This window comes from Amycolatopsis sp. cmx-4-54 (assembly GCF_046548895.1).
In the GTDB taxonomy this organism is placed as follows: Bacteria; Actinomycetota; Actinomycetes; order Mycobacteriales; family Pseudonocardiaceae; genus Amycolatopsis.
On the sequence record NZ_JAEBEJ010000013.1, the window covers coordinates 88,187 to 113,416 of the forward strand.

The window sequence follows — 25,230 nt, forward strand, 5'->3', positions numbered from 1 at the left end:
GCAGGCGTGCGCAAGCCCCGGATCACGGATTGGTTGTTCCTCGCGCTGGCACTGGTGATCGGCGTGGCCGCGGTGTTCGTCGCGCTCCGGCCGACACCCGGCTCCGCGCACTCCGCCCACCAGCAGCCCGTCGTGACCGCGGATCTGCTGCCCGCCGCGCACAGCGACGGGCTGTCGGAGGCGGAAAGCGGGTACCGGTTCGAGCGGGTGACCACGCCGGCCGTCCGCGGCCCCGAAGTGCCGGTCGCGTTCCGGATCCTCGGGCCCGACGGGCGTCCGGTCACCCGCTTCCTGGACAACCAGACCAAACAGATGCACTTCTTCGCCGTGCGCGACGACATGAACGTCTTCCAGCACGTGCATCCGACGCTGGACGGCGACACCTGGCACACGAGCCTCGCGCTGACCGACGGCGGCGCCTACCGGATGTTCGCCGAGTTCGTCCCGCTCGACACCAAGGATCCGAAGCATCCGGTGGTGCTCGGTGTCCCGTTCACCGTGCCGGGCGACACGACCTTCGTTCCGGTGCCCGCTCCGGCGGGCGACACGGTGACGGCCACGGGATATCGCGTGGCGCGGGTGGACGGGGAGGCCCGGATCCCGGCGATGCGGGCGCAGGTCCTCCGCTTCGCCCTCCGCGGCCCCGACGGCGCGCTCGTCACCGCGGTCGACCCGCACCTGGGTGCCAACGGCCATATGACCGGATTCCACACCATGCTGTTGTCGGCCACGCATCTGCATCCGGTGCAGCCGCTCGGCGCGGCACTGGTCGACGGCGAGCTGACCTTCCACTCGCTGTTCTCGGAACGCGGGGAGTACCGGCTGTTCCTCGAATTCTCCCACGGCGGGCGGGTGCACACGGCGGCCATCACGGTGGCGGTGGACTGACCGGAACGGCTTCCGCGCCCGGCTTTTCGGTCAGCGCCGCCGCGGTCAGGGTGAGATGCCGGGTCAGTGCTTCGGCCGCGGCGTCGGCGTCTCGGGCCAGTGCGGTCTCTTCCAGCAGGCGGTGTTCGGCGAGATGGTCGCGGCCGGGGGAGCGCCGTGCGGCCCAGCGGCGGGCGAGTTCGCTCGCGGTCCACAGCCGGTCGAAGGTTTCGAGCAGGACGGGATTTCCGCAGCCGTCCAGCAAGGTGCGGTGGAAGACGCGGTGCGCTTCGGACCACTCGCCGCTGAGGTGTTCGCCTTCGCCGTCATCGAACGGCGGCGTCCGGCTCAAGCGGTGATGAGCGGCGCGGACGCGGCCCTCCCAGTCTAGGTCGCCGCGTTCGACGGAGAGGCGCAGCACGAGCGGTTCGATCGTCCGGCGGGCCTCCGTGATCTCCTGCCAACGGCGGTCGGAGAAGGCCGGGACGGCGAAACCGCGGTTGGGGAGCCGGTCGGCGAGGCCGTCGCCGACCACGCGCACGAGCGCTTCGCGGACGACCGCCAGGCTCACGTCGTGTTCCCTGGCGAGGTCTTGCGGTCTGAGCGGGGCGCCGGGGGCGTGGTCGCCGCGCATGATCGCGTCCCGCAGGCGGGTGTACACCTGCTCGGAGAGCATCTGCTTGTCCGGTGAAGCCATCCGCGAAGCATAGACGAACCGATAGATAATCGATTATCTGTGTTATAGTCGATTCATGAACGATCCCTTCGCCCGGCTGCCCGAGGTGGCCTCCTTCGTTGTCACCAGTACTTCTACCGCCGACAGTGCCGCTTGGTCGCCGGCTCAGCTGGCCGGTAAGGACCTCTCGCCACAACTGAGCTGGAGTGGCGCCCCGCGCGGCACGAAGAGCTACGCCGTCACCGTCTACGACCCCGACGCCCCCACCGGCTCCGGTTTTTGGCACTGGGCGGTCGCCGACATCCCCGCGACCGTCACCGAGTTGCCGGAAGGGGCCGGCGACGACAGCGGCTCCGCGCTTCCCGAAGGTGCCTTTCAGGTCCCCAACGATGCGCGTCTGGCCCGCTTCGTCGGTGCCGCACCGCCTGCCGGCCACGGCGTGCACCGCTACTTCGTCGTGGTGCACGCCCTCGACGTCGAGTCGCTCGGCGTCCCGGCCGACTGCACGCCCGCCTTCCTGGGCTTCACCATCTCCCAGCACGTACTCGGTCGCGCCGTCCTGGTCGCCACGGCGGAAACCCCCGGCCCCGAACGCATCGAGGTCTCCCGGCTCGTCCCGGCTCCCGCCGAGGCGATCTTCGCCGTCTTGAGCGACCCGAAGGGCCACGTCGACATCGACGCGTCAGGAATGCTCCTCGACGCGGAAGGGGGCCTGGTCGAGCAGGCGGGAGACCGGTTCGTCGTGCACATGGACCGGGAGGCGCTCGGGGACGTGCCCTTGGGCAAGTACGACGTCGAGGTCGTCATCACCACCCTCGTCCCGGACGAGGAGATCGCCTGGACCGTCGAAGGCCGGGTCCGGCCGCATGCCCGGCACGTCTACGGCTACCGGCTGGAGCCCGCCGAGGGCGGCACGCTCGTCACGTCCTACTACGACTGGTCGGAGGTCGGCGAGGAGTGGAAGGAGCGCATCACGTTCCCCGTGGTCCCGGAGTCGGCGCTCAAGGCCACGCTCGGAATTCTCGAACGGACCGTGCGGCGTCGAGGCGTTTCGCCCACGCGCGAGGACTGAACACGGCAGAATACGTCCGTGCGGAACATCCTCGTAGCGCTCGCCCTCGTCCTGCTCGGTGTCACCGGATGCGAGGGCGGGGTTTCCGGCCAAGCCGAGCCGGAAGATGACAGTTTCGCGATCAAGGACGGATCGCGGCTGCGGTTCCGCCCGGTCCTGGCGGAGCTGCCGTCCGGTCCGGCGACGGGCGCGGCGACCGATCGGCAGAGCACCGATCCCGCCGAACAGCAGGCCGCCGCGGCGGCACTGGACTGCTCGCAGGGAACGGATCCGTTGGACGGCCGTGACGATCCGGCGCTCCCGCTGGTCAGCTGTGACCGCGTGCAGGGCACCAAATACCTGCTCGGCCCGGCCTTCCTCACCGGAGCCGGCCTCAGCCGGGCGAACGCTCTCCTCGATTCGCAGTCGGGTGGCCCGCTCGTCGGGCTCAGCTTCACCGACGCGGGTGCGCGGACGTGGGCCGACTGGACCGCGGCGAACGTCGGCAAACAGGTCGCGATGGTGCTGAAGAGCCGGGTGCTGACCGCGCCGACGATCCAGTCCGCCATCACCGGCGGGGAAACCCAGATCACCGGCAAGTTCACCATGTCCGACGCCCGACAGCTGGCGCGGGACATCGCCGGGGCCTGAAGCTCGCGGGAAGTCCGTGAAGGCCTCCTTGTCTACCCTGTGGGTAGGGTCCCGGCAAAGTCGTCTATCCGCTGGTCAAGGTGGTGGCGGAGGGGCGCGTCAAGGTGGCCTGACACCTACGCGACCGTCCACAGGGGACACTTTCGGGGGTGACCGTGTCCGATTCGGGCATTTTGTGAAGGGGTCGTGAGTGATAAGGAGCGTTAGAACCACCCTTAATACTCACGACCCCGTCCGAAACCGTGCAGAGAAGCATCAAATGGACACCAATCTGTCACCTGGTGTCCTTTGTGGACATTATCCGTTCGGGCCCCTCGGACATCTGTCCCGTTGGAGGTCCAGTCGAATCATCAATAGCGGCACCGCCGGCGTTTATGCGACTTTGCCGGGACCCTGACCTTCAGGGTAGGAAAGGAGGCCTTCACGGACTTTCGACCGCAGTACGTGCCTGAGACACCCTTGGCTCTGACCGTCCCGGCGCGGAATACGATCATCGAGCCCGACGTTTGAGCGTTCAACTACTTGAGGAGTTGGACATGGGTTACGAGATCCTGGGCACCCCGCAGCGGCCGACCTTCGGCCTGGACACCTTCGGCGACGTCGAGAACGGCGCCGACGGCCAGCCGGTGAGCCAGGCCGAAGCCATCCGCCAGGTCGTGGCCGAGGGTGTTCTCGCCGACCAGGTGGGCGTGGACTACTTCGGCGTCGGCGAACATCACCGCGCGGAGATGGCGGTGTCCTCGCCGGACGTCGTGCTGGCCGCGATCGCGGGGCAGACCGAACGGATCCGGCTGGGCACGGCGGTCACGGTGCTCAGTTCGGACGACCCGGTGCGCGTGTACGAGCGGTTCGCCACGCTGGACGCCGTTTCCCGGGGGCGCGCCGAGGTCACGCTCGGCCGGGGCTCGTTCACCGAGTCGTTCCCGCTGTTCGGTTACTCGCTGGAGGACTACGAAGCGCTCTTCGCCGAGAAGCTCGACCTGTTCACGCGTCTGCAAGGGGAGAAGCCGGTCGACTGGTCCGGGACCGTCCGCCCCGCACTGGAAGGCGCGCAGGCGTTCCCGGTCACCGAATCGGGCGGTCTGCCCGCGTGGGTCGGGGTCGGCGGCACCCCGCAGTCGGTGGTCCGCGCGGCCGCGTACGGCCTGCCGCTGGTGATGGCCGTGATCGGCGGGTCTCCGGAGCGGTTCGCTCCGCTCGCGGACCTGTACCGGCGCGCGGTGAAGGAGGCGGGCCACCAGGAGCTGCCGATCTCGATGCACAGCCCCGGCCACGTCGCCGAGACCGACGAACTCGCCGTCGCCCAGCACTTCGCGCATCACCAGGCCGCTTTCGCCAAGATCGGCGCCGAACGTGGCTGGGGACCGATGTCCAGGGCCGACTACGACGCCATGGCCGGACCGCGCGGCGCGCTGTTCGTCGGCTCTCCGGAGACGGTCGCGCGGAAGATCGCGTGGGCGGTGCGGGCCCTCGGCCTGTCGCGATTCCAGCTCAAATACAGCGTCGGCGCGCTTCCGCACGAGCAGCGCCTGAACTCGATCCGGCTTTACGGCGAGCAGGTCGTCCCGCGCGTGAAGGAGCTGCTCGGCTAGCCTCGAAGGCGTGGTGTTCGATTCCGAGCGGTTCGACCTTCAGCCGTACACCGGTTTCGACATGTCCCGCTATGTCCGGCGGACGTATTGCAGCTGGGAGGATTCCGGCTGGGAGTCGCTGCTCGTCCAGCGATTCGACCACGTTCCCGTCGCCGAGGACATGCGGCTGCCCGCCGTCGCGGATCTGCATCTGGTCCTGCCGCTTTCGGGACGGGCGGTGATGGAGACCCGCGGCGAACGCCGGTGGAACCGGCACCAGTGGGGGCCGGGACGGCTCGAACTCGCCGTTCCCGGCATGCCGCTGCAGCGCCGCTACCGCGGTGACGAAGCGATGCGAAGCCTGCAGGTGCACATCCCGGGGACCACGGTGGAGTCGGTGGCCGCGCGGCTGGGTGGCCGCGCGGTGGACCACGAGGCGATGGCCGCGTCCGTCGCCGGGGGAGACCCGCTGCTCGACGAGCTGGTGCGGGCGGTCGGGAACGCCAGGGAGCAGGACGACCTCTACGCCGAATCCGCGGCCGCCTTCCTCACCGTGCACCTGCTCACCCGCCACGCGCGGAAGCCGGAGCCGCCGGACGCGGGACGGGAGGATCACCGGGTCCGCGCCGCGGTGGCGATGATGCGCGACCGGCTGGCCGAACCGCTCAGCGTCGCCGAAATCGCCGGAGAAGTGCATTTGAGCGTCTACCACTTCATCCGGGTCTTCAAGGAAAAGACCGGCCGGACCCCGCACCGTTTTCTCGCCGGGCTACGGATGGAGGAAGCGCGAAGGCTGCTGCGCGACACCGACCTGCCGATCGCCGGGATCGCCGACAGATGCGGGTTCGCCACTCCGGGCGCCTTGTCGGCCGCTTTCCTGAAGCACACCGGATCGCGCCCGTCGGAGTACCGCAATTCCTGACCGCCGCCCCGCAATCGGACGCATGGTGAGCCCGTCCGCCCGTTCCTAGGGTGAGGCGTGTGAGTAGCTCTGGAACGCAGTCGTACGACGTCACCGCCGAATCGCCGGCGCCGCCCGCCGCGGTGTGGGCACTGTTGCTGGACGCCCGCAGCTGGCCGGTCTGGTCACGGGTGGGTTCACTGGAAGTCGCCGCGTCGCAAGGACTTTCCGCCGACGGCCGTGACGGCGTCGGCGCGGTACGTGCCTTCCGCACCGGCAAGACGCTCACCAAGGAGCGGATCACCGCCCTCGACCCCGAACGGCGGTTCGCCTACGAGGGCGTGGACGTGCCGGTGATGGTCGATTATCAGGCCTCGGTCGATCTGTGCGAATCGCCCGGCGGCGGAACCCGGATCCGCTGGCACGGAACGTATCGCGTCGGCAAGGGCAACGCGTGGATCTTCCGCTGGTACCTTCGCCGCTTCATGCGCGACATGGCGACCGGGCTCGCCGCCCATGCCGGGAGCCCGGTCCGGAAGCCATGACGAGGAATCAGTGCCGATGGGCGGTTTCGCGGTGGAAGCCCGCGATCATCGCTTCGGTGCTCGGCGGGTTGAAGGGCCGGCCGAGGGTGCGCATGAGCGAGTTCACGCTGGGGCGGAACATCCCGGTCTTGCAGTAGCGGGATCCCTCGAAAGCGCCGACCGTGCCGCCGTCCGGCGAGGGCTTGCCGAGCCAGGTGTACCACTTGGCGCGGCGGTCCTTCATCTGTTGGGCCGTGAGCGCGGAAGCGTTGGGCTCCCGGGGTTCGCGGGTGTCGCAGGTGCCGTAGTCGTATTCGTCGGCGAGCCCACCGATGGAGTGTCCGAGTTCGTGGGCGACGATCTGGCTGGCCTGGATGTTGCCGCCCGATGAGGTCGCTACGCCGCCACCGGCACCGCCGTACTTGGTGGTGTTCGCGAGCATGATGACCTGATCGACGTCCGGCGCGGCCGCGGCGTACTGGTTCGCCTTGGTCTCGTTGACGCACAACAGCCGTTCGATGCCGCCGCACCAGAAGTACGAGCCCAGCGCGGTGTTGCGCCGCACCCCCTGGGTCGGGTCGTTGGTGATGCCGGACTGCGGTGACACGACGTCGACCTGCCAGAGGTTGAACTGCTTGCGGTGGCTCTTGTACGGCTCGATGGCGAACAACGCCGCGATGCTGTTGCGGACGTGCTGCGAGTACGTGCCCAGCTGCGTCGAGGTGTAGCCGTCACCGACGAAGACCAGGTCGAACGTGGTCTCACTGGGGCCGTTGGTTTCGATCGGGGTCACCGCGGCGGCGGTCGCGATCTGCCGCGGCGCGGCGGTTCTGTCCGAAGCGGGCCGGGTGACGTCCACCCGGGTGATGGTCCCTCCTGGTTCGAAGGCCTCCATCGACGTCGTGAATCCGGGCGCCGCCGACGCCGTCGCGGGAACGAGCCCGGCGACGAGGGTGGCGGTCAGCGCGACCATCAGGCAGGCGCGTCGCATGCGTACTCCTTGCGGGGACGAGGGGGAGTACGAAAAACGATCCCGACTTTCGACGGCTTCCGGCACATCCCAAGTGGCCATAAGGTCCGCGTGATGGACGTCGAGTTACGTCACCTGCGAGTGGTGTGCGCCGTCGCCGACGCGGGCAGCATCACGCGCGCGGCGATCGCGATCGGGAGCACCCAGCCCGCGTTGACCGCCGCCCTGCAACGGATCGAGCGCGCGTTCGGGGGAACCTTGTTCGTCCGCGGGCGTGACGGGGTGTTTCCGACGGCGTTCGGTGAATGCGTGCTCGTCCGCGCCCGCGCCGTCCTCGCCGCGGCGGACACGATGCACCGGGACGCGGCGCGTTTCCTGGCGGAAGGCGAGAAGCGCCCGGTCGCGCTGGGTGGGATCGGCGGTTCGATGGTCGTCGAGCTGGCGGACCGGCTCGGTGATTCCGGCCGGGGGCAAGCGGTTTCGGTGACCACCGAGTTCTCGCCCCTGCGGTTGCTGGATCTCGTGGCGGGCGGGCAACTCGACGCGGCCGTGGTCGCGGACTACCCCGGGCACAGCCTGCCGTCGGCCCCCGGGGTGGCGTCGCGACCCTTGGCCGCGCAACCGGTGTTCGTGGCGATCGCCGCGGATCATCCGGCCGCCCGACGCGCCGAGATCGACCTCGCCGATCTGGCCGCGGAGCGATGGGTGCTCGGGCCGCCCGACGGTGCCGGCTGGCCGGAGTGCTTCGAGGAAGCCTGTGCTCAGGCGGGATTCCGGCCGCTGGTCGCGCACCGGAGCACCGAGTTGCGGCCCCTGCAACGCCTGATCGCCGCCGGCCGGGCGATTTCCCCGTGCCAGGTCACCTTCCCCGCCTCACCCGGGATCGCGATCCGGCCCCTCGCGGAGGATCCGCTGTGGATGCGGTACCTGATCGCCTGGAGCACGGAAGGTGCCTTCGGCGCGGACAGCGACGTCCTGATCGCCGCGGCCGAGGCGGCCTACCGGTCCGACACCGAAAGCAGCCATTCCTATCGGCATTGGCTCGAACGTCGCGAGCAACCGGCCCGGCGTGCCATCGGGTGACACCTGGTCGGGGAATTCCCCTTGTCGCGCAGGGGTCTTAGCCTCGGGTCAGCTCATCGACGAAGGGTAAGAAATTGCGTCTGCGCGCCCTGCTGGCCGCTGCTGTCCTGACCATCACCACCGCTCCGGCCGCGTTCGCCGCGCCGGACATCGCCCATGGCACCGATGTGCCATTGGGGCAGTTCGGGTTCGTCGCGAAGATCGCGATGACGAAGATCCCGCGCCCGGACGGCTCGACCTACAGCAGTTACTGCACGGGTGCGCTGGTCGCACCCGGGTGGGTCGTCACCACCGGGCACTGCTTCCACGACGCGAACCGCAAGCGTGTCGCGGGCAAGGTGCCATACCCGACGACGGTGACGTTGGGCCTCGTCGACGAGGCGATCGAATCGGGCGTGGCCCGCAAGGCGACCGAAGTGCTGCAGGCGAAGGAAAACGACGTCGCCCTCATCAAACTGGACACCCCGGTGACGATGGTGACCCCGCTGACGGTGAACCGCGTTCTCCCGAAGATCGGCCAGCAGCTGACGCTGGCGGGCTGGGGCAGCCTGACCGCCAAGAACCCCGCTCCGGCCACCCGGATGCAGCAAGGCACGGTCCAGGTGGCGACGGTCGCCCCGACGACGATGGGTGTCCGCGGCGCGGCACCCGCGATCACGACCAGTGCCTGCACGTACGACTCGGGTGCGCCGTATTTCGTCCCGGGAGGCAAGAGCGGCGCCTTGGTCTCGCTGGAGACCACTGGGCCGGACTGCCCGCACGCCGGGATCGAGACGACCTCGCGCGCGGACGTCATCGCGGACTGGATCGCCACCCAGACGGGCTAAGGAGCCGTTTCGTCCGGTGGCCGATCGGGTAGAGGCGTGAGCAGGAGGTAGTGCGATGACGAATGCTCGAATGACCGCGCCTCCGGCGCCGCCGAACCCCATGCCGCCTGACCCCGGCGTTCCCGGCCCCGGGATTCCCGAACCGGTGCCGGACCCGGGCAGGCCGGAGCCGGTGCCGGACCCGGGTAGGCCGGAGCCGGTGCCGGACCCGGGTAGGCCGGTGCCGGATCCCGGGGTGCCCGAACGGGTCCCCGATCCGGGTCCGGACCGTCCGGTGCCCGAGCCGGAGAGCCCGCCGGAAGCCCAGCCGGGACCGGCGGGACTCAGAGGGTGAACGCGAGCCAGAGCGCGAGCCAGGCGCAGGCCGCGACCGCGACGACGACCGCGATCACCCGCAGGCCGGCGGCGGCGATCCGGAGCGACGCGGTGCCGGTGTGGTGTCGGTGGTTCCCCATGATTCCGCCCTCCTTTCAAGATCACCATCCGCTCTCGGCGCCTTCGCCGCCACCCGGGTGACCCCGTCCGGGTGAGCTCCCCGCGTTTCGTCCTCTGAATGCGATCGTTCGCATTGCCAACTACCGCATTCAGAGGACGAAATGCGGGGGAGCTCAGAGCCAATCGTTGTGCGCGGCGAAGATCCCCAGCTGGAACCGGCTGGAAACACCGGCGCGGTGCATCAGGTTCTCGAGATAACGGAACAGGGTTCGCCTGCTGACGCCGAGTTCGGCGGCGATCTCGTCGTCCTTGCGCCCGGCGGCGAGCAGGAGCAGCAGTTCCCGTTCGACCGGCCGGATCGGCTGCTCGGACGTCCGTCCCTGCCGGTCCAGTGGAAGCGCCGTCGCCCAGGAGGTCTCGAACAATCCCTCCAGTGCGGAGAAAAGGCTGCAAGGGCGGACGATGACGATGGACTGGTTGCGATCGGCCTCGCGGATGGTCAGCGCGATGGTCGCCGCGCGGTCGTCGAACAGCGTCAGTTTCACCGGGAGCTCGGGCAGGAGGCGGGCCTGTTCGCCGGCGCGCAGGCACGGCAGGATGTTCGCGGCGAGATAGCCGGGATCGCCGAGCGACGCTCCACTGTAGACACAACGGTAGGTGATCCCGCGCCGCAGTTGCTCCTCCTCCAGGAGATTCCGGCGGCCGCCGGTGAAATAGGGCGGGGAGTCGAGGCGGCGCACCTGATGCCGCACCGTGGTCGCGAGATGCTGAAGCCGGGGGATGATGGCGTCGCCGGTGACCACTTCGAGCAGGTCCTGCGCGTTCGGCATCCCCGAATGCGCCCGCCGGAAGGCGCGGTACGCGGTCTGGACCGCGAGCCGCGCGTCGTGCAGTTCGGCCTGCCGTCGCGTGGTCAGCGCGGTGAGCGCTTCGCTGGGGTTCGCGGGGAGGTACTCGGATCCGTCCACTCCGGACGACACCGCGAGCCCCGCGTCGGCCAGTTCCTTCAGTGCCAGCTGGACGATTTCCGGGTCGTCCTCCCGCCAGGCCAGCTCGTCGGCGGTGACGGGCGCGCTTTCGAGCATCCGCCGGTAGAGCCGGGCGGCGGTCGCGCCGAGACCCAGTCTGGCGAGCTGCGTGCCGAGCCCGTCCGGGGGCGTCGTCGATACCACTTTCCACCTGCCCTCTCAGCGGTCCTGGAGCGGTGGCGCCATCGCTCCAGGACCGGTTCGCCGTGACTTATCGAGGGACAAGGCAAACGTGTCGGGTCCCGAGAGCGCGAGCGGCCCGGTCGGCACAGATCCGCCGCGCTGCGACTGTCCATAAGGGACTTAGGGTCACTGTTCGGTGCCCGATTTGAGCACTTTGGGCATTTGCGCCGGGGTCGCGAGTGGGAATGAGCGTTAGAACGACCATTGCCACTCGCGACCCCGAGCAAAGCGCCCAAATCGGACACGCGGAGAAGCCTCTATGTCCTGTATGGACAATTGGCTTGCGCCACGAAGACCCACCTTGGCAGTCGATGGGACAGTCTGTGCGACAGGGCGCACACCACGACACGTTCGCCGTGACCTAGACGCCCGAGGTGTCGCGGATCCAGGTGCGGTTCGCCGAAATGCTGGTGTGCGTCGAGGTGTCCACCTTGTTGCCGGCGATGTGCACGCCGACCTGCTTGCCGCCGACGAAGACCGGACCGCCCGAGTCGCCGCCGTTGGTCAGCCCGTCGCCGCGGCGGGCCTTGATCAATCCATTCCCGACACTGGTCACCGTCATCCGTGCGACCTTGAGGTAGCGCTGCAGGTCACCGTTTTCGTTGTAGCCCCAGCCATAGACGTGTTCGGTGTCGCCGACGGCGACGGAAGTACCGAGGGACGCGTACGTCGTGCTCACCGAGCGGTCGAGCCGCAGCAGCGCGATGTCGGCGCCGCTGGAGGGGGTGTGGATGTCGGCCGCCACGGCGTACGTTCCGGCCCGATGGTCGACGTCGCCCACCCGGACGGAGTAGTCGGCGCCGGGTTCGTCGATGCAGTGCCGGGCGGTGAGCACCCAGCGGGCGCTGATGATCGAACCGGAGCACCACTGCTCGCCGTTCTGTTCGATCATGGCGGCCCACGGGCCGGACTGGGCGTATTCGCCGTCGATGATGGGGGCCGCGACGGCGGCGGGTGCGACCGTCGTGAGCCCGGCCGCGCACAGCAGGGCGGTGAGGAGACCTCGGATGCGCATGGGTGCCTTCCAAAGCAGGGGAAACAGGGGAATCGGGGAAAGAGTCGACGGGTCACCCGTTTTGCGGCCGCGACGGATCGCCAGGGATCGCCCGGCCGGATCCGAAATCGGTTTTGCCATGCTAGGCAGGCGGATACGGCGGTCGATAGCGACTAAAGACGGGAGAAGGCCGCGCCGGACGGTGCCGGGCCTGGGGCTTTCGGCACGAGAGTGCCGATGGCACCGATGGGCCACGGGGGAGTCGTGGCCTGCTGATCCTCGAAGTACATGAAGGCCCCCTTCACTGCGCTAGACGCAATGAAGGGGGCCTTCATGTTTCCTCGGCTGAACCGAGGGATGGGGCCTTCGGGCGACGTGCGCGCCGCGAGCTACCCCGCGGTCATCGGCGACGGGGCCTCGCGTCGAGCAGTTCCTCGGCGAGCAGGATCGTCCGATCCGACAGCGTGGCGGACAACCGCTCGACCGACTCGCCGATCCGGCCCGCCTCCCGGCGCACTCCCTCGCCCGCGGGCATGTTGTGGCGTTCGGCGAGGCCGGCGAGCCTGCTTCCGGAGACCAGGACCAGATCCGCGAGTCGCTCGCCCAGTTCGGTCAGCCGGTTCGCCGTCCGGCCCGCGCGGCGCGCCACGAGGTCTTCGGTCTCTCGTCGCAGCTCCCGGACCGCGGACCTCGACTCGTTCGTCGTCCCGGTGAGTGCGGACCTCAGGGTTTTCGTCACGTCCATCAGGAATCGACCTCCACGCGGCTAGCCTGAGTTGAGTGTACAGCTGTACTCCGTATTGACGGAATACGAGATCTCGTATTCCGCCGCAGGAAACAAAAACGTCGAATCTGGGAGAACGAGCGTAGGCGCAACGCTGAGCCCGGTGAGGGTCGAGAGGTATCGAGTTCGGCGGAAGTCGCAAAATTTCTGAAACATGTCTACTTCTTGCATTTTGTCACCGGGTTGTTGCATGCTCGTACGGCTCTGGCTCCCTCCCCGCCGTCTCAAAGAAGAGAAGACGCCATGACACGTATGCGCCTGTCCCGGCTCATCGCCGGTCTCCTGGTCTCGGGGCTTTCCGTCGCCGGACTCTCCCTCGCTTCCGCCGCGAGCGGGCCACCTCCCGACCCCGTCGCCGCCCCCGTTCCGGCCGCACTCGCCGAAGTGCCGTTGACCCGCACGGTGTCGGCGAGCAGCGCGCTGCCCGGTTATCCCGTCGCGAACGCCGTCGACGGGAACCAGGAGAGCTACTGGGAATCCGCCGGCAACGCGTTCCCGCAGTGGATCCAGGCCGACCTCGGTACCGCGAAATCCCTCTCGCGGATCGTGCTGAAACTCCCCGCGGGCTGGGAATCCCGCACCCAGACGCTGGCCGTGCGCGGAAGCACCGACGGCACGGCGTTCACCGATCTCGCCGCGCCGACCGGCTACGCGTTCGCTCCCGGCACCAACACCGTCACCATCCCGATGACCGCGTCGGCCCGCTACGTGCGGCTGCAGGTCACCGCGAACTCGCGGTGGCCCGCCGCGCAACTCGCGGAATTCGAGCTGTACGGGCCGGACACCGGCGACACGCAGGCGCCGAGCGCGCCGGCGAATCTCGCGCTGACCGAGCCTGCCGCCGGTCAGATCCGGCTGACCTGGTCGCCCTCGGCGGACAACGTGGGCGTCTCCGGCTACACCGTCTATCGCGACGGGACGCCGGTCACCTCGATCACCGGCACCACGTTCACCGAAGCCAGGCCCACGGGGACACGGATCGAGTACTTCGTGCGCGCCAAGGACGCGGCAGGCAACGAATCCGGCGACAGCAACCACGTCGTGCGCTCCGGGACGAGCGCGGGCGCGAACCTGGCTGCGGGTAAACCGATCGAGGCCACGTCGACGGTCCATTCGTTCGTCGCGGCCAACGCCAACGACAACAACGCCGCCACATACTGGGAATCCGCTGCGGGGTACCCGAACGCGCTGACGGTGAAGCTCGGGGTCGACGCGGACGTCGACTCGGTCGTGGTGAAACTCGACCCGGACGCGATCTGGGGTGCGCGGACGCAGAACTTCGAGGTCCTCGGCCGTCCGCAGGGTTCCACCGCGTTCACCGCCCTGTCGGCGCGAGCCGACCACCGCTTCGACCCGGCCATCAACCGGAATTCGGTGGTCATCCCGGTCAGCGGACGCGCTTCGGAGGTGCGCCTTCAGTTCTTCGCCAACTCCGGTGCCCCCGGCGGTCAGGTCGCGGAATTCCAGGTGATCGGTACTCCCGCGCCGAACCCGGACCTCGTCGTCACCGGCACCACCTGGACACCGGCGAACCCGACCGAGACCAGCAGGCTCGCCGTGTCCGCGACGGTCAAGAACACCGGCACCGCGAACGCGGCGGCCACCACCGTGAACGTCGGCCTGGGCGGCACCGTCGTCGGTGACGCGGCGGTCGGGGCGCTCGCCGCCGGCGAGTCCGCCACGGTGACCGTCGACGCGGGAACGCGTCCACAAGGGACGTACACCGTGGCCGCCACCACCGACCCCGCCGGCAAGGTGGCCGAGCAGGACGAAACGAACAACACCTACACCTCGCCGACCCCGTTGGTCGTCGCCCAGTCGCCGGGGCCCGACCTCGAGGTCACCGGCATCACCTCGAACCCGCCCAATCCGGCGGCCGGTTCGGCGGTGTCCTTCACCGTCGCCGTGCGCAACCGCGGCACGAGCGCCGCAGGCGCTTCGGTGACCCGGCTGGCGGTCGGCGACACCAGGCTGACCGGTGCCACCGGGGCGATCGAGGCGGGTGCCACCGCGAACGTCGCGATCTCGGGCACGTGGACCGCCGCCGACGGTGGCGCGACCCTGACCGCGACGGCCGACGCGAACGGCACGGTGACCGAGACCAACGAGTCCAACAACAGCCTCTCGCGGGCGATCGTCGTGGGCCGCGGCGCGGCGGTCCCGTACGTCGAATACGAGGCGGAAGCCGCGCAGTACCAAGGACAACTGCTGGAGGCCGACCCGCTTCGCACGTTCGGCCACACGAACTTCGGGACCGAATCGTCGGGCCGGAAGTCCGTGCGGCTGGCGAACCAGGGACAGTACGTGGAGTTCACGTCGGCGAACCAGGCGAACTCGATCGTCGTGCGCAACTCCATTCCCGACGCCCCCGGTGGCGGCGGGCAGGACGCGACGCTCAGCCTGTACGTCAACGGGACTTTCGCGCAGAAACTGACGTTGTCGTCGAAGCACAGCTGGCTCTACGGCAGCACCGACGATCCCGAAGGCCTGACCAACACCCCGCAGGCCAACGCCCGTCGGCTGTTCGACGAGTCGCACGCGCTGCTGTCGCAGTCGTATCCGCCGGGCACGAAGTTCAAGCTGCAGCGGGACAGCGGTGACAACGCGGCGTTCTACATCGTCGACCTCATCGATCTGGAACAGGTCGCCCCGGCGTCGGCGAAGCCCGCGAACTGCGTGTCGATCACGGAGTACGGCGCGGTGCCGAACGACGGGAACGACGACTCGGCGGCGATCCAGCGCGCGGTGACCGACGACCAGAACGGCGTGATCGGCTGCGTCTGGATCCCGGCGGGGCAGTGGCGCCAGGAGAAGAAGATCCTGACCGACGACCCGAACGTGCCGAACGGCGGCGGCCAGTACAACCAGATCGGCATCTCCAACGTGACGATCCGCGGGTCAGGCATGTGGCATTCGCAGCTCTACTCGCAGATCGAGCCGCAGAACGCGGGCGGCATCAACCATCCGCACGAGGGCAACTTCGGGTTCGACATCGACAAGAACACGCAGATCTCCGACATCGCCATCCTCGGTTCCGGCCGGATCCGCGGCGGCGACGGCGGCGCGGAAGGCGGCGTCGGCCTCAACGGCCGGTTCGGCACCGGCACGAAGATCTCCAACGTGTGGATCGAGCACGCCAACGTCGGCGTGTGGGTCGGCCGGGACTACAGCAACCTCCCGGCGCTGTGGGGCCCGGGTGACGGCCTCGAGTTCAGCGGTATGCGGATCCGGAACACTTACGCCGACGGCATCAACTTCACCAATGGCACCCGGAACTCGAAGGTGTTCAACTCTTCGTTCCGTACCACCGGTGACGATTCGCTCGCGGTGTGGGCGAACCAGTACGTGAAGGATCCGTCGCAGGACATCGCGCACGACAACGTGTTCGCCAACAACACGGTCCAGCTCCCGTGGCGGGCCAACGGGATCGCGATCTACGGCGGCTACGGCAACAAGATCGAGAACAACATCGTCCACGACACGATGAACTACCCGGGCATCATGCTGGCGACGGATCACGACCCGCTGCCGTTCTCCGGGGAGACGCTCATCGCGAACAACGCCCTGTACCGCTGCGGCGGCGTGTTCTGGGGCGAGCAGCAGGAGTTCGGCGCGATCACGTTCTTCGCGCAGGGCAAGGACATCCCCGGGGTCGTCCTGCGGGACACGGAGATCCACGACTCGACCTACGACGGTGTCCAGTTCAAGACGGGGGGCGGCGTCGTGACCGCGGCCCTCAGAGGCGTCAAGATCGACAAGTCGAACAACGGCGCGGGCATCCTCGCGATGAGCGGCGCCCGCGGCAGCGCGACCTTGACGAATGTGACGATCACGAACTCCGCGAACGGCGACATCGTCCGTGAGCCGGGGTCGCAGTTCGTGATCAACGGCGGGCCGGTGCCGGCGGTGGCCTCGTCGGGCCGACGTACGCGATAGGCCGGAAGTGATCCGGGGCCGGAGCGGGAGACCGCTCCGGCCCTGTTTCATGCCCGGGGGCTCAGGCCCGCTACGGCCAACCGGAACAACCGGTCCGCCTGTGCGGCGGGATCCGGGTAGTGCTCGGTGGCCAGGACGATGCCGACGATCAGGGTGATCAGGTCGGCGACGGTGACGTCCGAGGACACCACGCCGTCCCGCGCTGCCCGCCGCACGAGCGGATCTCCGGCTTCCTCGATGGCGACGGAACAGGAGTTCTCGTGCTCCAGGGGACCGTCGTAGGCGAGCGCGGCCGCCAAACCGCGGGCGGAGACGCAGTAGGTGACGACCTCGTCGAGCCAGGTCAAAAGCGCGTTCCGGCTGTCGTCCTCGCCGGTCAGCTCGACGGCGCGGGCGCACAACGCCGCGATCCGGTTCGCGGAGACCGCCTCCAGCAGGGCCCGGCGGGTGGGGAAGTGGCGCCGCACGGTCGCCGAGCCGACGTTGGCGGTCCGCGCGATCTGCTCCAGGGAGGCGCCGGAGCCGTAGGCCGCGACCTCGTCTTCGGCCACCGCGAGGATGCGCGCGTAGTTGCGCCGTGCATCGGCACGCCTGCCGTCGGACATGTCTTCACCTCGAAGTTTGCGTAAGTGGCGGGCCCCGCCATATTGTAGCGGACGAGAAGTGGCGGGCCCCGCCACTTAGTCGCCCGAAGGAGTCACCTTGTCCTCTGCCCCCGTTTTGGTCACCGGCGCCACCGGCAGGCAGGGCGGTGCGACCGCCCGCGCCCTGCTCGCGGCCGGTGTTCCCGTCCGCGCGCTGGTGCGCGACCCGGCCAGGGCGAAAGCCGTCGAAGCGCTCGGCGCCGAACTCGTCTTCGGCGACCTCCACGACGTCGATTCCGTGATCCGGGGGGCCAAGGGTGCCCGCGCCGTCTTCTCGGTACAGATGCCGGGCATGAACGCCGACGGATTCGACTTCTCCGGCGAGGTGACTCAGGGCGTCAACCTCATCGAGGGCGCGAAGGCGGCCGGCGTGCCGCAGTTCGTGCACACCTCCGTTTCGGGTGCGGGTCAGCACGTCGAGGCGGACGGGTGGGCCGAAGGGCGCTGGACGTCGATGGAGCCCACGCTGGGCGCCAAGGCCGCGATCCAAGACCGTCTCCGCGAAGCCGGATTCCCCCGGTGGACCCTGCTCAAGCCGGGTTTCTTCATGGAGAACTTCCTGCCCGACATGAAGTTCCTCTTCCCTCGCGGAGTGGACGGCGGTCTGGTGAGCGTGATCAAGCCGTCGACGTCCCTTTCGCTGGCCGCCGTCGACGACATCGGCACCGCGGCCGCCGCCGTCGTCGCCGACCCGGACCGGTTCACCGGGGTCGAACTGGAGCTGGCGAGCGACTTCCTGACCATGGCGGAGATCGCCGAGATCCTCTCCGGCGCGCTGGGCATCCGGCTGGCGGCACCGGACATGACCGTCGAGCAGGCGGTCGCCGCCGGGATGCCGCCGATGGGCGCCTCGCACGAGTGGCTGAACGTGGTCGGCCAGCCCGGACGGCCGGACCATGCCCGTGAACTCGGCCTCCCGCTCACCGGATTCGCCGACTGGGTGCGGAAATACCTTGCGTAGCGGGTGATGCGCATCGAGCCTCTGCCGGATATTTCGATCGTGAGGATCCCGGCGGCGCCGCGCTGACGCTCGACGGCGACGGACGCGCGCTGCTCGAACGTGCGCGGGCGGGCTACCTCGGTACGACTTCCGATGCTGGACCGGGCTTCGGCCGAGGGGCGTTTGACAAAGCGGAACGATGCTCCGTATGTTTGTGGAACATTGCTCCGCTTAACGCGGCACCGTCTCACAAGGGAAGAATCACCATGAGCACGCCAGTAATCTCGATCGCCCCGGTGACGCTGCCGTCCCCGGGCCGTGCCGTGGACCTGCGGGTTCGGGTCTCCGCGCCGATGACCGGTGGCGGGCTGCCGATCATCCTGCTGTCGCACGGCCAGGGTCCTTCGAATCATCTGTCGTCGCTGAACGGCTATGCCCCGCTCGTGAACTACTGGGCGGCGCACGGATTCGTCGTACTCCAGCCGACGCACCTCAGTTCCAGGACTCTGGATCTGGGGCCCGATCACCCCGAAGCGCCGCTGTATCAACGGTCCCGGGCCGAGGACATGATCGGCATCCTCGACCGGCTCGACGAGATCGAGGCCGCGGTGCCCGGCCTGCGCGGACGAGTGGATCGGGGCAAGGTCGCCGTGGCCGGGCATTCGATGGGCGGGCATACCGCGAGCCTGCTGCTGGGCGCGCGGTACACCGAGCCCGGTGATGGCACGGTGGTGAACCTGGCCGAGCCCCGTGTCTCCGCCGGAGTGCTGCTCGCCGCGCCCGGTCGCGGCGGCGACGCCGTCACAAAATTCGTGGCGGAGCACTATCCCTTCTTCGTCAGTACCGATTTCTCCACGATGACGACTCCCGCCCTCGTGGTCGCCGGTGACAAGGACTCCTCGGCGCATCTGACGGTCCGTGGCCCGGAATGGCACACCGATCCGTATTTCCTTTCGCCGGGGCGCAAGACCTTGCTCACCCTGTTCGGCGCGGAACACGGTCTCGGCGGGATTTCCGGCTACGACGTCGCCGAGACCACGGACGAGAACCCGGAGCGAGTGGCCGCGGTCCAGCGGCTCACGACGGCCTATCTCCGCAGCGAGCTCTATCCGGCTGATCCTGCCTGGCAGGAGGCGACCGACGCGCTGGCGACGGAGTCCGATCCGGTCGGGCGGGTCGAATCGAAGGAGTCCTAGTTGACAAGTCCTATAGAGGACTAGTCTACTAGTGGCATGGTTCTTTCCCGCCTCATCCTGGGGTTGCTCGCCCTCGCACCCATGACCGGCTACGACCTCAAGCGCCATTTCGAGTCGACCGTCGGCCACTTCTGGGCGGCCGACAAGGCGCAGATCTATCGCACCCTTGTCCGGCTCGTCACGGACGGGCTCGCCGAGGTCGAAAAAGTGGCCGGTTCCGGAGCGCCGGACCGGCAGGAACACCGCATCACCGCCGAGGGGCGGGCGGCGCTCGCCGAGTGGCTGGCGAGTGAGCCCGAGCGGCACGTCGAACGCGATCCGTTCCTCGCGCGGGTGTTCTTCGGCGCGGACCTCGACGATGACACCTTCCGCTCGCTCGTGGCGACACATCGCGAGGCGACTCGGGCACGGCTGGACCGGTTCGAGCGGACGCGGGCGGAGTCCGGGGCGCCTGACCGGGCGGCCCGGCTGCGACTGTCCACACTGGACAACGGAATCGCGCATCTGCGCGTCGAACTGGACTGGCTCGACGCACTCGAGAAGGAGCTCTCGTGAGCGCGTTCCCCGAGGTGCATTCCGCCGGAACGGCCACGGCGGAGCGGCCGGTGGTACTGCTGCACGGCGGCAACGTGGCGAACTGGATGTGGGAGCCGCAGCTGTCCGCGTTCGGCGATCGGACGGTGCTCACGCCGGATCTGCCGGGCTTCGGCGAACGGGTCCGCGAGGACTGGCCGGGGCTGGACGCGGTGGCGGACGACGTCATCGCGAGAGTGACCGGGCACGGTGCCGACGGCCAGTTCGATCTCGTCGGGCTTTCCCTGGGCGCGCTGACGGCGTTGCGTGTGCTGGCGCGGCATCCGGACCGGGTGAGCTCGGCGTTCCTGACCAGCGCGCCGCTCACGCCCGCCGGGGCCGGGATGCGTTTGTACTGCGTGCTGCAGTCGGCGTTCTCGCGAGCCCGCTGGTACTGGCGTGCCCAAGCGGCCGTCTTCGGGCTCCCCGAGGACGCCCGTGCCCGGTATGTCGAGCACGGTCTCTCGGTGCGCCGCGAAACCGCGTCCGCGATGTCCGCCGAGGTGTGCGCGGGCGGGGTGCCGGCGGAGGTACGCCGCTATACCGGGCCGTTGCTCGCGATAGCGGGGGAGAAGGATTCCGCGGCGGTGCGACGATCCCTCGCGGAAATCGCTCGGGCCGCGCCCCAGACGCGGTCCCGGGTCGCGCCGGGGATGCACCACATCTGGAGCGTGGAGGATCCCGAATTCTTCAACGGAGTCCTTCGTGCCTGGCTCGGGGGAGCCGTGGATCCGCGTCTCCTGAACTGACCGCGGGTTCGACGGTGAGCGTGCCCGCGGCCGTGAGGTCGGCCAGCCGGTCTTCGTCCCGGCCAGGAAACCCGGCGGTCGAGCGCGTGCGCCCCGGCTTCGACGCCCAGTGTCACCCGATGATCGTGTCAGAGCACCGGGATCTCCGCCCACACCGTTTTGCGCCTCGCGCCGGCGACCACACCCCATCGGGCGCTGATCGCCTCGACCAGCGCCAGCCCTCGCCCGTGGGGACTCGTCGGATCCGCTTTGGTCACGCGGTACGGCCGCAGGCGCGGCCGGCGGTCGTCGACTTCGACGCGGACGACGTCCCGGCCCGAGGGTACGGAGACCCTGAGCTCGGCGACGCCATCCGCGTGTTCGTGCGCGTTGGTGACCAGTTCCGTGGTCAGCAGTTCGGTGTCCGCGATGGTGGTGCGGCCGACCTCGCTCAGCCGCTCTCGCAGCCAGGCCCGGACCTCTCCCAGCGGCGGGGCGACGCCGGCGGGGAATTCGTAAGCCTGTCGTGTTCTCGTGATACCCACGCGTTCTCCTTAGCGGGTTTCCCAGCTTGGCCAAGAGCATGGGCGCGGTAAGGGAGTACCCAGGCAGAAGGGGATTCACACGCGGGAACGCCCGGCGATCGCGGTGACTCTGATCTCGACCCGCATTCCCGGTGCGCCGAGAGCCGGAACGCCGGTCTCCGTCCAGATCGGCGCACGGTCGCCCATGCGCTCGCGGAACTGCTCGACCATCACGCGGTTGTGGGTCTCGCCGAGGAAACCGGGGGTTTCCGGGACGTGGTACGAGTTCACGGCGATGACGTCGCGCCAGGTGGCGCCCGCCGTGGCGAGGGTCCGCTCGACGTTCTCGAAGGCCTTGACGATCTCCTCTTCGAGCGATTCGGGGAAGTTCAAGTCGTCGTCCCAGCCTCCTTGCCCTGAGATCTCGACGCGATCGCCGACGCGCACCGCCTGGCTGTAGCGCATCACTTTCAGTTGCCGGTCGCCGTAGCCGGGCGTGGCGAAGAACTCCGGCTGGGTCATGGTGGATCCTCTCGTTGACTTCATCCTTGAAGTGAACGTAGCACACTTTTACTTCACGTGTGAAGTCGTCGAGTTCTGGGTAAGGTTCCGCCATGGCCACCCCGGACCCCGACGAAGCACTGTGGCTGTCCGCTGCCGAAAAAGAGGCTTGGACCGGCCTGGTCTCCCTGGTTCTCCTGCTGCCGGGACGGCTCGAGTCGCCTCTGCAGCAGGACGCCGGGCTGACGCTGTTCGAGTACCTGACCCTCAGCCATATTTCGGAGGCTCCGGACCGGCGGCTGCGGATGAGCGAGCTGGCCTACCTCGCCAACGGCTCGCTCTCGCGTCTGTCCAATGTGGTCAAACGCTTCGAGCAGCGGGGCTGGGTGGAACGGACGCCGGATCCCGGAGACGGCCGGTACACGCTCGCCGTGCTCACCGACGACGGCTACGACGTGGTCGTCGCGGCCGCTCCCACGCACGTCCGTTCGGTGCGGGAGCTCGTCCTCGACCCGTTGACCGCGGAGGATCAGCAGGCGCTGGCCCGGATCGCCGCCAAACTGCGGACGCGGCCCGCCGACCTCGCTTAGGTGGGGTAAGGCAAATCTGGTGCGTCCGAAAATGGCTTTCGGGACGGGGAGCGGCTGCTGAATTTCCGTGAAGGGCCCTTCACTACCCTCAAGGTAGGCAGGGAGGCCTTCACGGACTTTGCCTGCCGCTGGCCCATATGCCACGTCTTGCCCTGCCCTCGGTCAGGTACGTCGAGGCAGTCGATCGTGCGCGCGAACGTACCTTGTGCTCGCGTTCCGGACTCTGGTCCCCTGACGGGGTTCATTTCGCGCGAAGAGGGGGGACTCTCGTGTTCAAGAAGATATTCGCCGTCGTGTCGGTGTTTTCGCTGACGCTCCTGGGTGTCGCGGGAACGGCACACGCCGGGATCGTGCAATGGTCCGACGGTTACGAATCCAATCCCTACGGCGTATGGGAACGGGGGATCCAGGGCGGTGACGGGCATTCCTGGTTCGACATCGGCATGGGAGTGGCGCGGACCGGCAACAACAACGGCTGGCTCTTCGCCGGCAACGGCTGGTCGGCGATGCGGACCGCGAAGTCGCTCGCGAGTTTCCCGTCGAACCGATCGAATTGTGCCGCCGCGATCCACGCCGACCCGGTCGGCGGCGGGGCGAACATCGGCCTCGAGATCTGGGATCCCAACGGCTGGCGGAAAATCTCCCACACGGTGAGGTGGATCGACGACGGGGCGGGCTATCAGCTCATCACTTTGCCCGATCTCAATCTGAACGGCGTGGGCACCGTCTATCTTCAGCCGATCTACGGCAACAACGGCGGACCGGCGAAGTACATCCGCTTGGACGACGCGATCATCCAGTGCGTCTACTGACGAGCCGAGTCGACCGGCGGGCGACGTTGCGACATTCGGTGAATATCCGCTGATAAATTCGGATTTCCGCCCGATGAGTCATCACGGAAAACGCCGGAATCCCCGGCACCTCTCACGCTGAAGTGTGAGAGGTGCCCAACGTCCTTCGGCTGGACGGCGCAATGCGGACCTGGTCCGCGTAGCCCGGATTCGCGGTAACAGCCCCGTTGGGCGCCTTGACACAGGGCGCTCTGGGTGAAGTGCGGTTCTCGCGCTAACGAAAAGCGAAATTATTCCGTCTTCTCCACCGAGTCCAGGAATTCCGGCTTCGGCCGGGTCTCGAAAGGGAAGTCCATGTCTCGAAGACCACTGCTCGTCGTCCTTGCCGCCGTTTCGGCGATGCTCGCGTCCACCGCGGTCGCCGCCGCGGCTCCACCGGGAGTGGACCCGGCCACGCTCGACCTCACCCTGAACGCGGGGCAGAGCACGACCGTGACCAAGAACGTGACGACCTCGGCCGTGCCGCCGAACCCCGACCTCGTCCTGCTCGCGGACACCACGGGCAGCATGGGCGGCCCGATCGGCAACGTGCGGACGAACGCCGGCGCCATCACCGGTGACGTCCTCGCCGCGCAGCCGACGGCACAGTTCGGTGTCGCCGAGTACAAGGACTTCACCGACTCGGTGCCGTTCAAGGTCAATCAGGGCATCACCGGGGACACGACCGCCGTCCAGGCCGGGATCAACCAGTGGGTGGCCTCGGGTGGCGGGGACACGCCGGAGGCGAACCTGAACGCGCTCTACCAGCTGGCCACCGGCGCGGTCACCTTCCGGCCGGACGGCACCCGCATCATCGCGTGGTTCGGCGACGCGCCGTCGCACGACCCGAGCGGCGGGCACACCCTGGCCCAGACCATCGCGGCGTTGCAGGCGGCGAAGATCCGCGTGGTCGCCGTCAACGTCGGCGCGCTCGACGCCACGGGGCAGGCTTCCGCCATCACCTCGGCCACGGGCGGCGTACTGCTGAACAACGTCCCGGCCGGTCAGGTTTCCCAGGCCATCTTGGACGGCATCAAGTCCATCGAGGTCACGGTGATCCCGAAGGTGACCAGCTGCGATCCGCAGCTCACCGTCACCAACGCCCCGGGCAGCGTCACGGTGGCCAGCGGCGGGGTCGCCACGTTCACCGAGACGATCAAGGTCGCCGCCAATGCCGCACCCGGTACCTACCAGTGCGTCGTCGACTACCAGGTCGACGGGGCTTCGCGGGGATACCTCGAGACAACGACCGTGCGCGTGCTCGGCTTGAGCGTCGACGACGTGACGGTCGGCGAGGGCTCCGGTGGCGCGCAGGTACCGGCGACGTTCACGGTGTCGCTGCTCGGCGGCCCCAGCCCGAATCCGGTGACGGTCCAGTACGCGACCGCCGACGGCACCGCGACCGCGTCCGCCGACTACACGGCCGCGAACGGGACGGTCACGTTCGCGCCGGGCCAGACGACCCGGCCGGTGACCGTGCTGGTCAACCCGGACACCGTCGACGAGCCGGCCGAGACGTTCACGGTGAACCTGTCGGCCCCGTCGGGCGCCGGTCTCATCGACGCGACCGGGGTCGGCACGATCCTCGACGACGACCGTGACGGCGTCTTCTCCTGCACCGGCACCGCGGCGAACGTCCTCGGGGTGACCGCTGCGCGGGCCAACCCGGCGAACCTGCCTTGTGCCGACGACAGCAGCACCGTCGCCGCCGCGACGCTCAACGCCGGCCTGATCAAGGTCGACACCAAGGTGCTGACCGCCTCGACCGACCTCACGCCGGACGACCAGTCGGCGGCCCCGGCCGCGGGCGATCGCGCGCTGGCGTCGGCCAAGATCGACAAGACGGTGATCAGCACGCTCGGGCTGACCGTCGAACTCGGCGTGATCCAGTCGCAGGCGACCGCGACCTGTCAGCCGTCGCCGGGCGGGCTCGCCCCGGTGCTGACGGGCAGTTCGAACGTCGCCTCGCTGAAGATCAACGGTGAATCGATCACCGTGGGCTCGGCGCCGTTGACCATCCCGCTGGTCATCGGTTCGTTGAAGCTCAACGGCCAGACCGTGGCGAACGGCGTGGTGAAGCAGCAGGCCGTCGCACTGGACACCGCGCTCGCGAAGATCGTGCTCGCGGAGTCCCAGGCCGACGTGCACGGAACCTCGGCGCATCCGGCGGGCAACCCCTGCCGTCGCTGAGCCGCTGAACCCCGCCGGGACGGACGGAACCTC

General features: G+C 68.7%; 26 protein-coding genes. 17 read left to right on the forward strand and 9 right to left on the reverse strand.

Going from position 1 to position 25,230, the window contains the following annotated elements:
• Positions 1 to 6: 6 nt before the first annotated feature.
• Complete coding sequence (locus tag ACLJQ7_RS34615) at positions 7 to 888, forward strand: hypothetical protein (RefSeq protein WP_410652370.1); 882 nt, start codon at positions 7 to 9, stop codon at positions 886 to 888.
• On the opposite strand, the gene ACLJQ7_RS34620 is transcribed toward ACLJQ7_RS34615, so the two are convergent.
• The gene (locus tag ACLJQ7_RS34620) at positions 869 to 1,564 is read right to left on the reverse strand and encodes a GntR family transcriptional regulator (protein WP_410652371.1); all 696 of its coding nucleotides are present in this window, start codon (positions 1,562 to 1,564) and stop codon (positions 869 to 871) included. The genes ACLJQ7_RS34615 and ACLJQ7_RS34620 overlap by 20 nt on opposite strands.
• 55 nt (positions 1,565 to 1,619) lie before the next feature.
• On the opposite strand from ACLJQ7_RS34620, the gene ACLJQ7_RS34625 reads away from it, so the two are divergent.
• The 5 genes from ACLJQ7_RS34625 (at position 1,620) to ACLJQ7_RS34645 (ending at position 6,262) form a co-directional block, all read left to right on the forward strand.
• On the forward strand, positions 1,620 to 2,615 hold the full coding sequence (locus ACLJQ7_RS34625) for a YbhB/YbcL family Raf kinase inhibitor-like protein (protein ID WP_410652372.1): 996 nt from the start codon (positions 1,620 to 1,622) through the stop codon (positions 2,613 to 2,615).
• 18 nt (positions 2,616 to 2,633) lie between these two features.
• The gene (locus tag ACLJQ7_RS34630; RefSeq protein ID WP_410652373.1) at positions 2,634 to 3,245 is read left to right on the forward strand and encodes a SecDF P1 head subdomain-containing protein; all 612 of its coding nucleotides are present in this window, start codon (positions 2,634 to 2,636) and stop codon (positions 3,243 to 3,245) included.
• A 536-nt stretch (positions 3,246 to 3,781) separates the two neighbouring features.
• Positions 3,782 to 4,837: an LLM class flavin-dependent oxidoreductase gene (locus ACLJQ7_RS34635; RefSeq protein WP_410652374.1), complete on the forward strand. Its 1,056-nt coding sequence runs from the start codon at positions 3,782 to 3,784 to the stop codon at positions 4,835 to 4,837.
• A gap of 10 nt (positions 4,838 to 4,847) precedes the next feature.
• Positions 4,848 to 5,738 (forward strand): helix-turn-helix domain-containing protein, encoded by an 891-nt coding sequence (locus ACLJQ7_RS34640; protein ID WP_410652375.1) that lies wholly within the window; start codon positions 4,848 to 4,850, stop codon positions 5,736 to 5,738.
• 59 nt (positions 5,739 to 5,797) lie between these two features.
• Positions 5,798 to 6,262, forward strand: a complete 465-nt coding sequence (locus tag ACLJQ7_RS34645; RefSeq protein ID WP_410652376.1) for an SRPBCC family protein — start codon at positions 5,798 to 5,800, stop codon at positions 6,260 to 6,262.
• Positions 6,263 to 6,269: 7 nt separating this feature from the next.
• Here the strand turns inward: ACLJQ7_RS34645 and ACLJQ7_RS34650 are convergent, their stop codons facing one another.
• Positions 6,270 to 7,232: a M64 family metallopeptidase gene (locus tag ACLJQ7_RS34650; RefSeq protein ID WP_410652377.1), complete on the reverse strand. Its 963-nt coding sequence runs from the start codon at positions 7,230 to 7,232 to the stop codon at positions 6,270 to 6,272.
• A 93-nt stretch (positions 7,233 to 7,325) separates the two neighbouring features.
• Between ACLJQ7_RS34650 and ACLJQ7_RS34655 the strand changes: the two genes are divergently transcribed.
• From ACLJQ7_RS34655 to ACLJQ7_RS34665, 3 genes are all read left to right on the forward strand, one after another.
• On the forward strand, positions 7,326 to 8,294 hold the full coding sequence (locus tag ACLJQ7_RS34655) for a LysR family transcriptional regulator (RefSeq protein ID WP_410652378.1): 969 nt from the start codon (positions 7,326 to 7,328) through the stop codon (positions 8,292 to 8,294).
• Between the two features lie 74 nt (positions 8,295 to 8,368).
• Positions 8,369 to 9,121, forward strand: a complete 753-nt coding sequence (locus tag ACLJQ7_RS34660; RefSeq protein ID WP_410652379.1) for a S1 family peptidase — start codon at positions 8,369 to 8,371, stop codon at positions 9,119 to 9,121.
• Between the two features lie 55 nt (positions 9,122 to 9,176).
• On the forward strand, positions 9,177 to 9,455 hold the full coding sequence (locus ACLJQ7_RS34665; protein ID WP_410652380.1) for a hypothetical protein: 279 nt from the start codon (positions 9,177 to 9,179) through the stop codon (positions 9,453 to 9,455).
• Here ACLJQ7_RS34665 and ACLJQ7_RS34670 read toward each other — a convergent pair.
• The 4 genes from ACLJQ7_RS34670 to ACLJQ7_RS34685 all read right to left on the reverse strand — a co-directional run bounded on the left by ACLJQ7_RS34670 (position 9,445) and on the right by ACLJQ7_RS34685 (position 12,506).
• Entirely contained in the window at positions 9,445 to 9,576 is a 132-nt protein-coding gene (locus ACLJQ7_RS34670; protein ID WP_410652381.1) for a hypothetical protein, read from the reverse strand. The two genes, ACLJQ7_RS34665 and ACLJQ7_RS34670, sit on opposite strands and share 11 nt — an antisense overlap.
• 153 nt (positions 9,577 to 9,729) lie before the next feature.
• Positions 9,730 to 10,728, reverse strand: a complete 999-nt coding sequence (locus ACLJQ7_RS34675; RefSeq protein WP_410652382.1) for a LuxR C-terminal-related transcriptional regulator — start codon at positions 10,726 to 10,728, stop codon at positions 9,730 to 9,732.
• A gap of 400 nt (positions 10,729 to 11,128) precedes the next feature.
• The gene (locus tag ACLJQ7_RS34680) at positions 11,129 to 11,782 is read right to left on the reverse strand and encodes a S1 family peptidase (RefSeq protein ID WP_410652383.1); all 654 of its coding nucleotides are present in this window, start codon (positions 11,780 to 11,782) and stop codon (positions 11,129 to 11,131) included.
• Between the two features lie 379 nt (positions 11,783 to 12,161).
• Positions 12,162 to 12,506 carry a hypothetical protein gene (locus tag ACLJQ7_RS34685; RefSeq protein WP_410652384.1) on the reverse strand — a complete coding sequence of 115 codons (345 nt, stop codon included), beginning with the start codon at positions 12,504 to 12,506 and terminating at the stop codon, positions 12,162 to 12,164.
• Positions 12,507 to 12,788: 282 nt separating this feature from the next.
• On the opposite strand from ACLJQ7_RS34685, the gene ACLJQ7_RS34690 reads away from it, so the two are divergent.
• The gene (locus ACLJQ7_RS34690; RefSeq protein ID WP_410652385.1) at positions 12,789 to 16,481 is read left to right on the forward strand and encodes a CARDB domain-containing protein; all 3,693 of its coding nucleotides are present in this window, start codon (positions 12,789 to 12,791) and stop codon (positions 16,479 to 16,481) included.
• 47 nt (positions 16,482 to 16,528) lie between these two features.
• Here ACLJQ7_RS34690 and ACLJQ7_RS34695 read toward each other — a convergent pair whose 3' ends face one another.
• On the reverse strand, positions 16,529 to 17,086 hold the full coding sequence (locus tag ACLJQ7_RS34695) for a TetR/AcrR family transcriptional regulator (RefSeq protein ID WP_410652386.1): 558 nt from the start codon (positions 17,084 to 17,086) through the stop codon (positions 16,529 to 16,531).
• 97 nt (positions 17,087 to 17,183) lie between these two features.
• Here ACLJQ7_RS34695 and ACLJQ7_RS34700 point away from each other — a divergent pair, with 97 nt between their 5' ends.
• From ACLJQ7_RS34700 to ACLJQ7_RS34715, 4 genes are all read left to right on the forward strand, one after another.
• Entirely contained in the window at positions 17,184 to 18,086 is a 903-nt protein-coding gene (locus ACLJQ7_RS34700) for an NmrA family NAD(P)-binding protein (RefSeq protein WP_410652387.1), read from the forward strand.
• 245 nt (positions 18,087 to 18,331) lie between these two features.
• Positions 18,332 to 19,261, forward strand: coding sequence for an alpha/beta hydrolase family protein (locus tag ACLJQ7_RS34705; RefSeq protein WP_410652388.1), 930 nt, complete (start codon positions 18,332 to 18,334; stop codon positions 19,259 to 19,261).
• 36 nt (positions 19,262 to 19,297) lie between these two features.
• Positions 19,298 to 19,816 (forward strand): PadR family transcriptional regulator, encoded by a 519-nt coding sequence (locus tag ACLJQ7_RS34710; protein ID WP_410652389.1) that lies wholly within the window; start codon positions 19,298 to 19,300, stop codon positions 19,814 to 19,816.
• Positions 19,813 to 20,583, forward strand: a complete 771-nt coding sequence (locus ACLJQ7_RS34715) for an alpha/beta fold hydrolase (protein WP_410652390.1) — start codon at positions 19,813 to 19,815, stop codon at positions 20,581 to 20,583. Before ACLJQ7_RS34710 ends, ACLJQ7_RS34715 begins: the two co-directional genes overlap by 4 nt.
• A 128-nt stretch (positions 20,584 to 20,711) precedes the next feature.
• Here the strand turns inward: ACLJQ7_RS34715 and ACLJQ7_RS34720 are convergent, their stop codons facing one another.
• Both ACLJQ7_RS34720 and ACLJQ7_RS34725 read right to left on the reverse strand, forming a co-directional pair.
• Complete coding sequence (locus tag ACLJQ7_RS34720) at positions 20,712 to 21,107, reverse strand: ATP-binding protein (protein WP_410652391.1); 396 nt, start codon at positions 21,105 to 21,107, stop codon at positions 20,712 to 20,714.
• 75 nt (positions 21,108 to 21,182) lie between these two features.
• A complete protein-coding gene (locus ACLJQ7_RS34725) occupies positions 21,183 to 21,608 on the reverse strand; it encodes a RidA family protein (RefSeq protein ID WP_410652392.1) in 426 nt (141 codons plus the stop codon).
• A gap of 92 nt (positions 21,609 to 21,700) precedes the next feature.
• Here ACLJQ7_RS34725 and ACLJQ7_RS34730 point away from each other — a divergent pair, with 92 nt between their 5' ends.
• The 3 genes from ACLJQ7_RS34730 to ACLJQ7_RS34740 all read left to right on the forward strand — a co-directional run bounded on the left by ACLJQ7_RS34730 (position 21,701) and on the right by ACLJQ7_RS34740 (position 25,197).
• Positions 21,701 to 22,177 carry a MarR family winged helix-turn-helix transcriptional regulator gene (locus tag ACLJQ7_RS34730; protein ID WP_410652393.1) on the forward strand — a complete coding sequence of 159 codons (477 nt, stop codon included), beginning with the start codon at positions 21,701 to 21,703 and terminating at the stop codon, positions 22,175 to 22,177.
• 269 nt (positions 22,178 to 22,446) lie between these two features.
• Positions 22,447 to 22,989, forward strand: coding sequence for a hypothetical protein (locus tag ACLJQ7_RS34735; protein ID WP_410652394.1), 543 nt, complete (start codon positions 22,447 to 22,449; stop codon positions 22,987 to 22,989).
• A 333-nt stretch (positions 22,990 to 23,322) separates the two neighbouring features.
• The gene (locus ACLJQ7_RS34740) at positions 23,323 to 25,197 is read left to right on the forward strand and encodes a Calx-beta domain-containing protein (RefSeq protein ID WP_410652395.1); all 1,875 of its coding nucleotides are present in this window, start codon (positions 23,323 to 23,325) and stop codon (positions 25,195 to 25,197) included.
• The last annotated feature ends 33 nt before the right edge of the window (positions 25,198 to 25,230 follow it).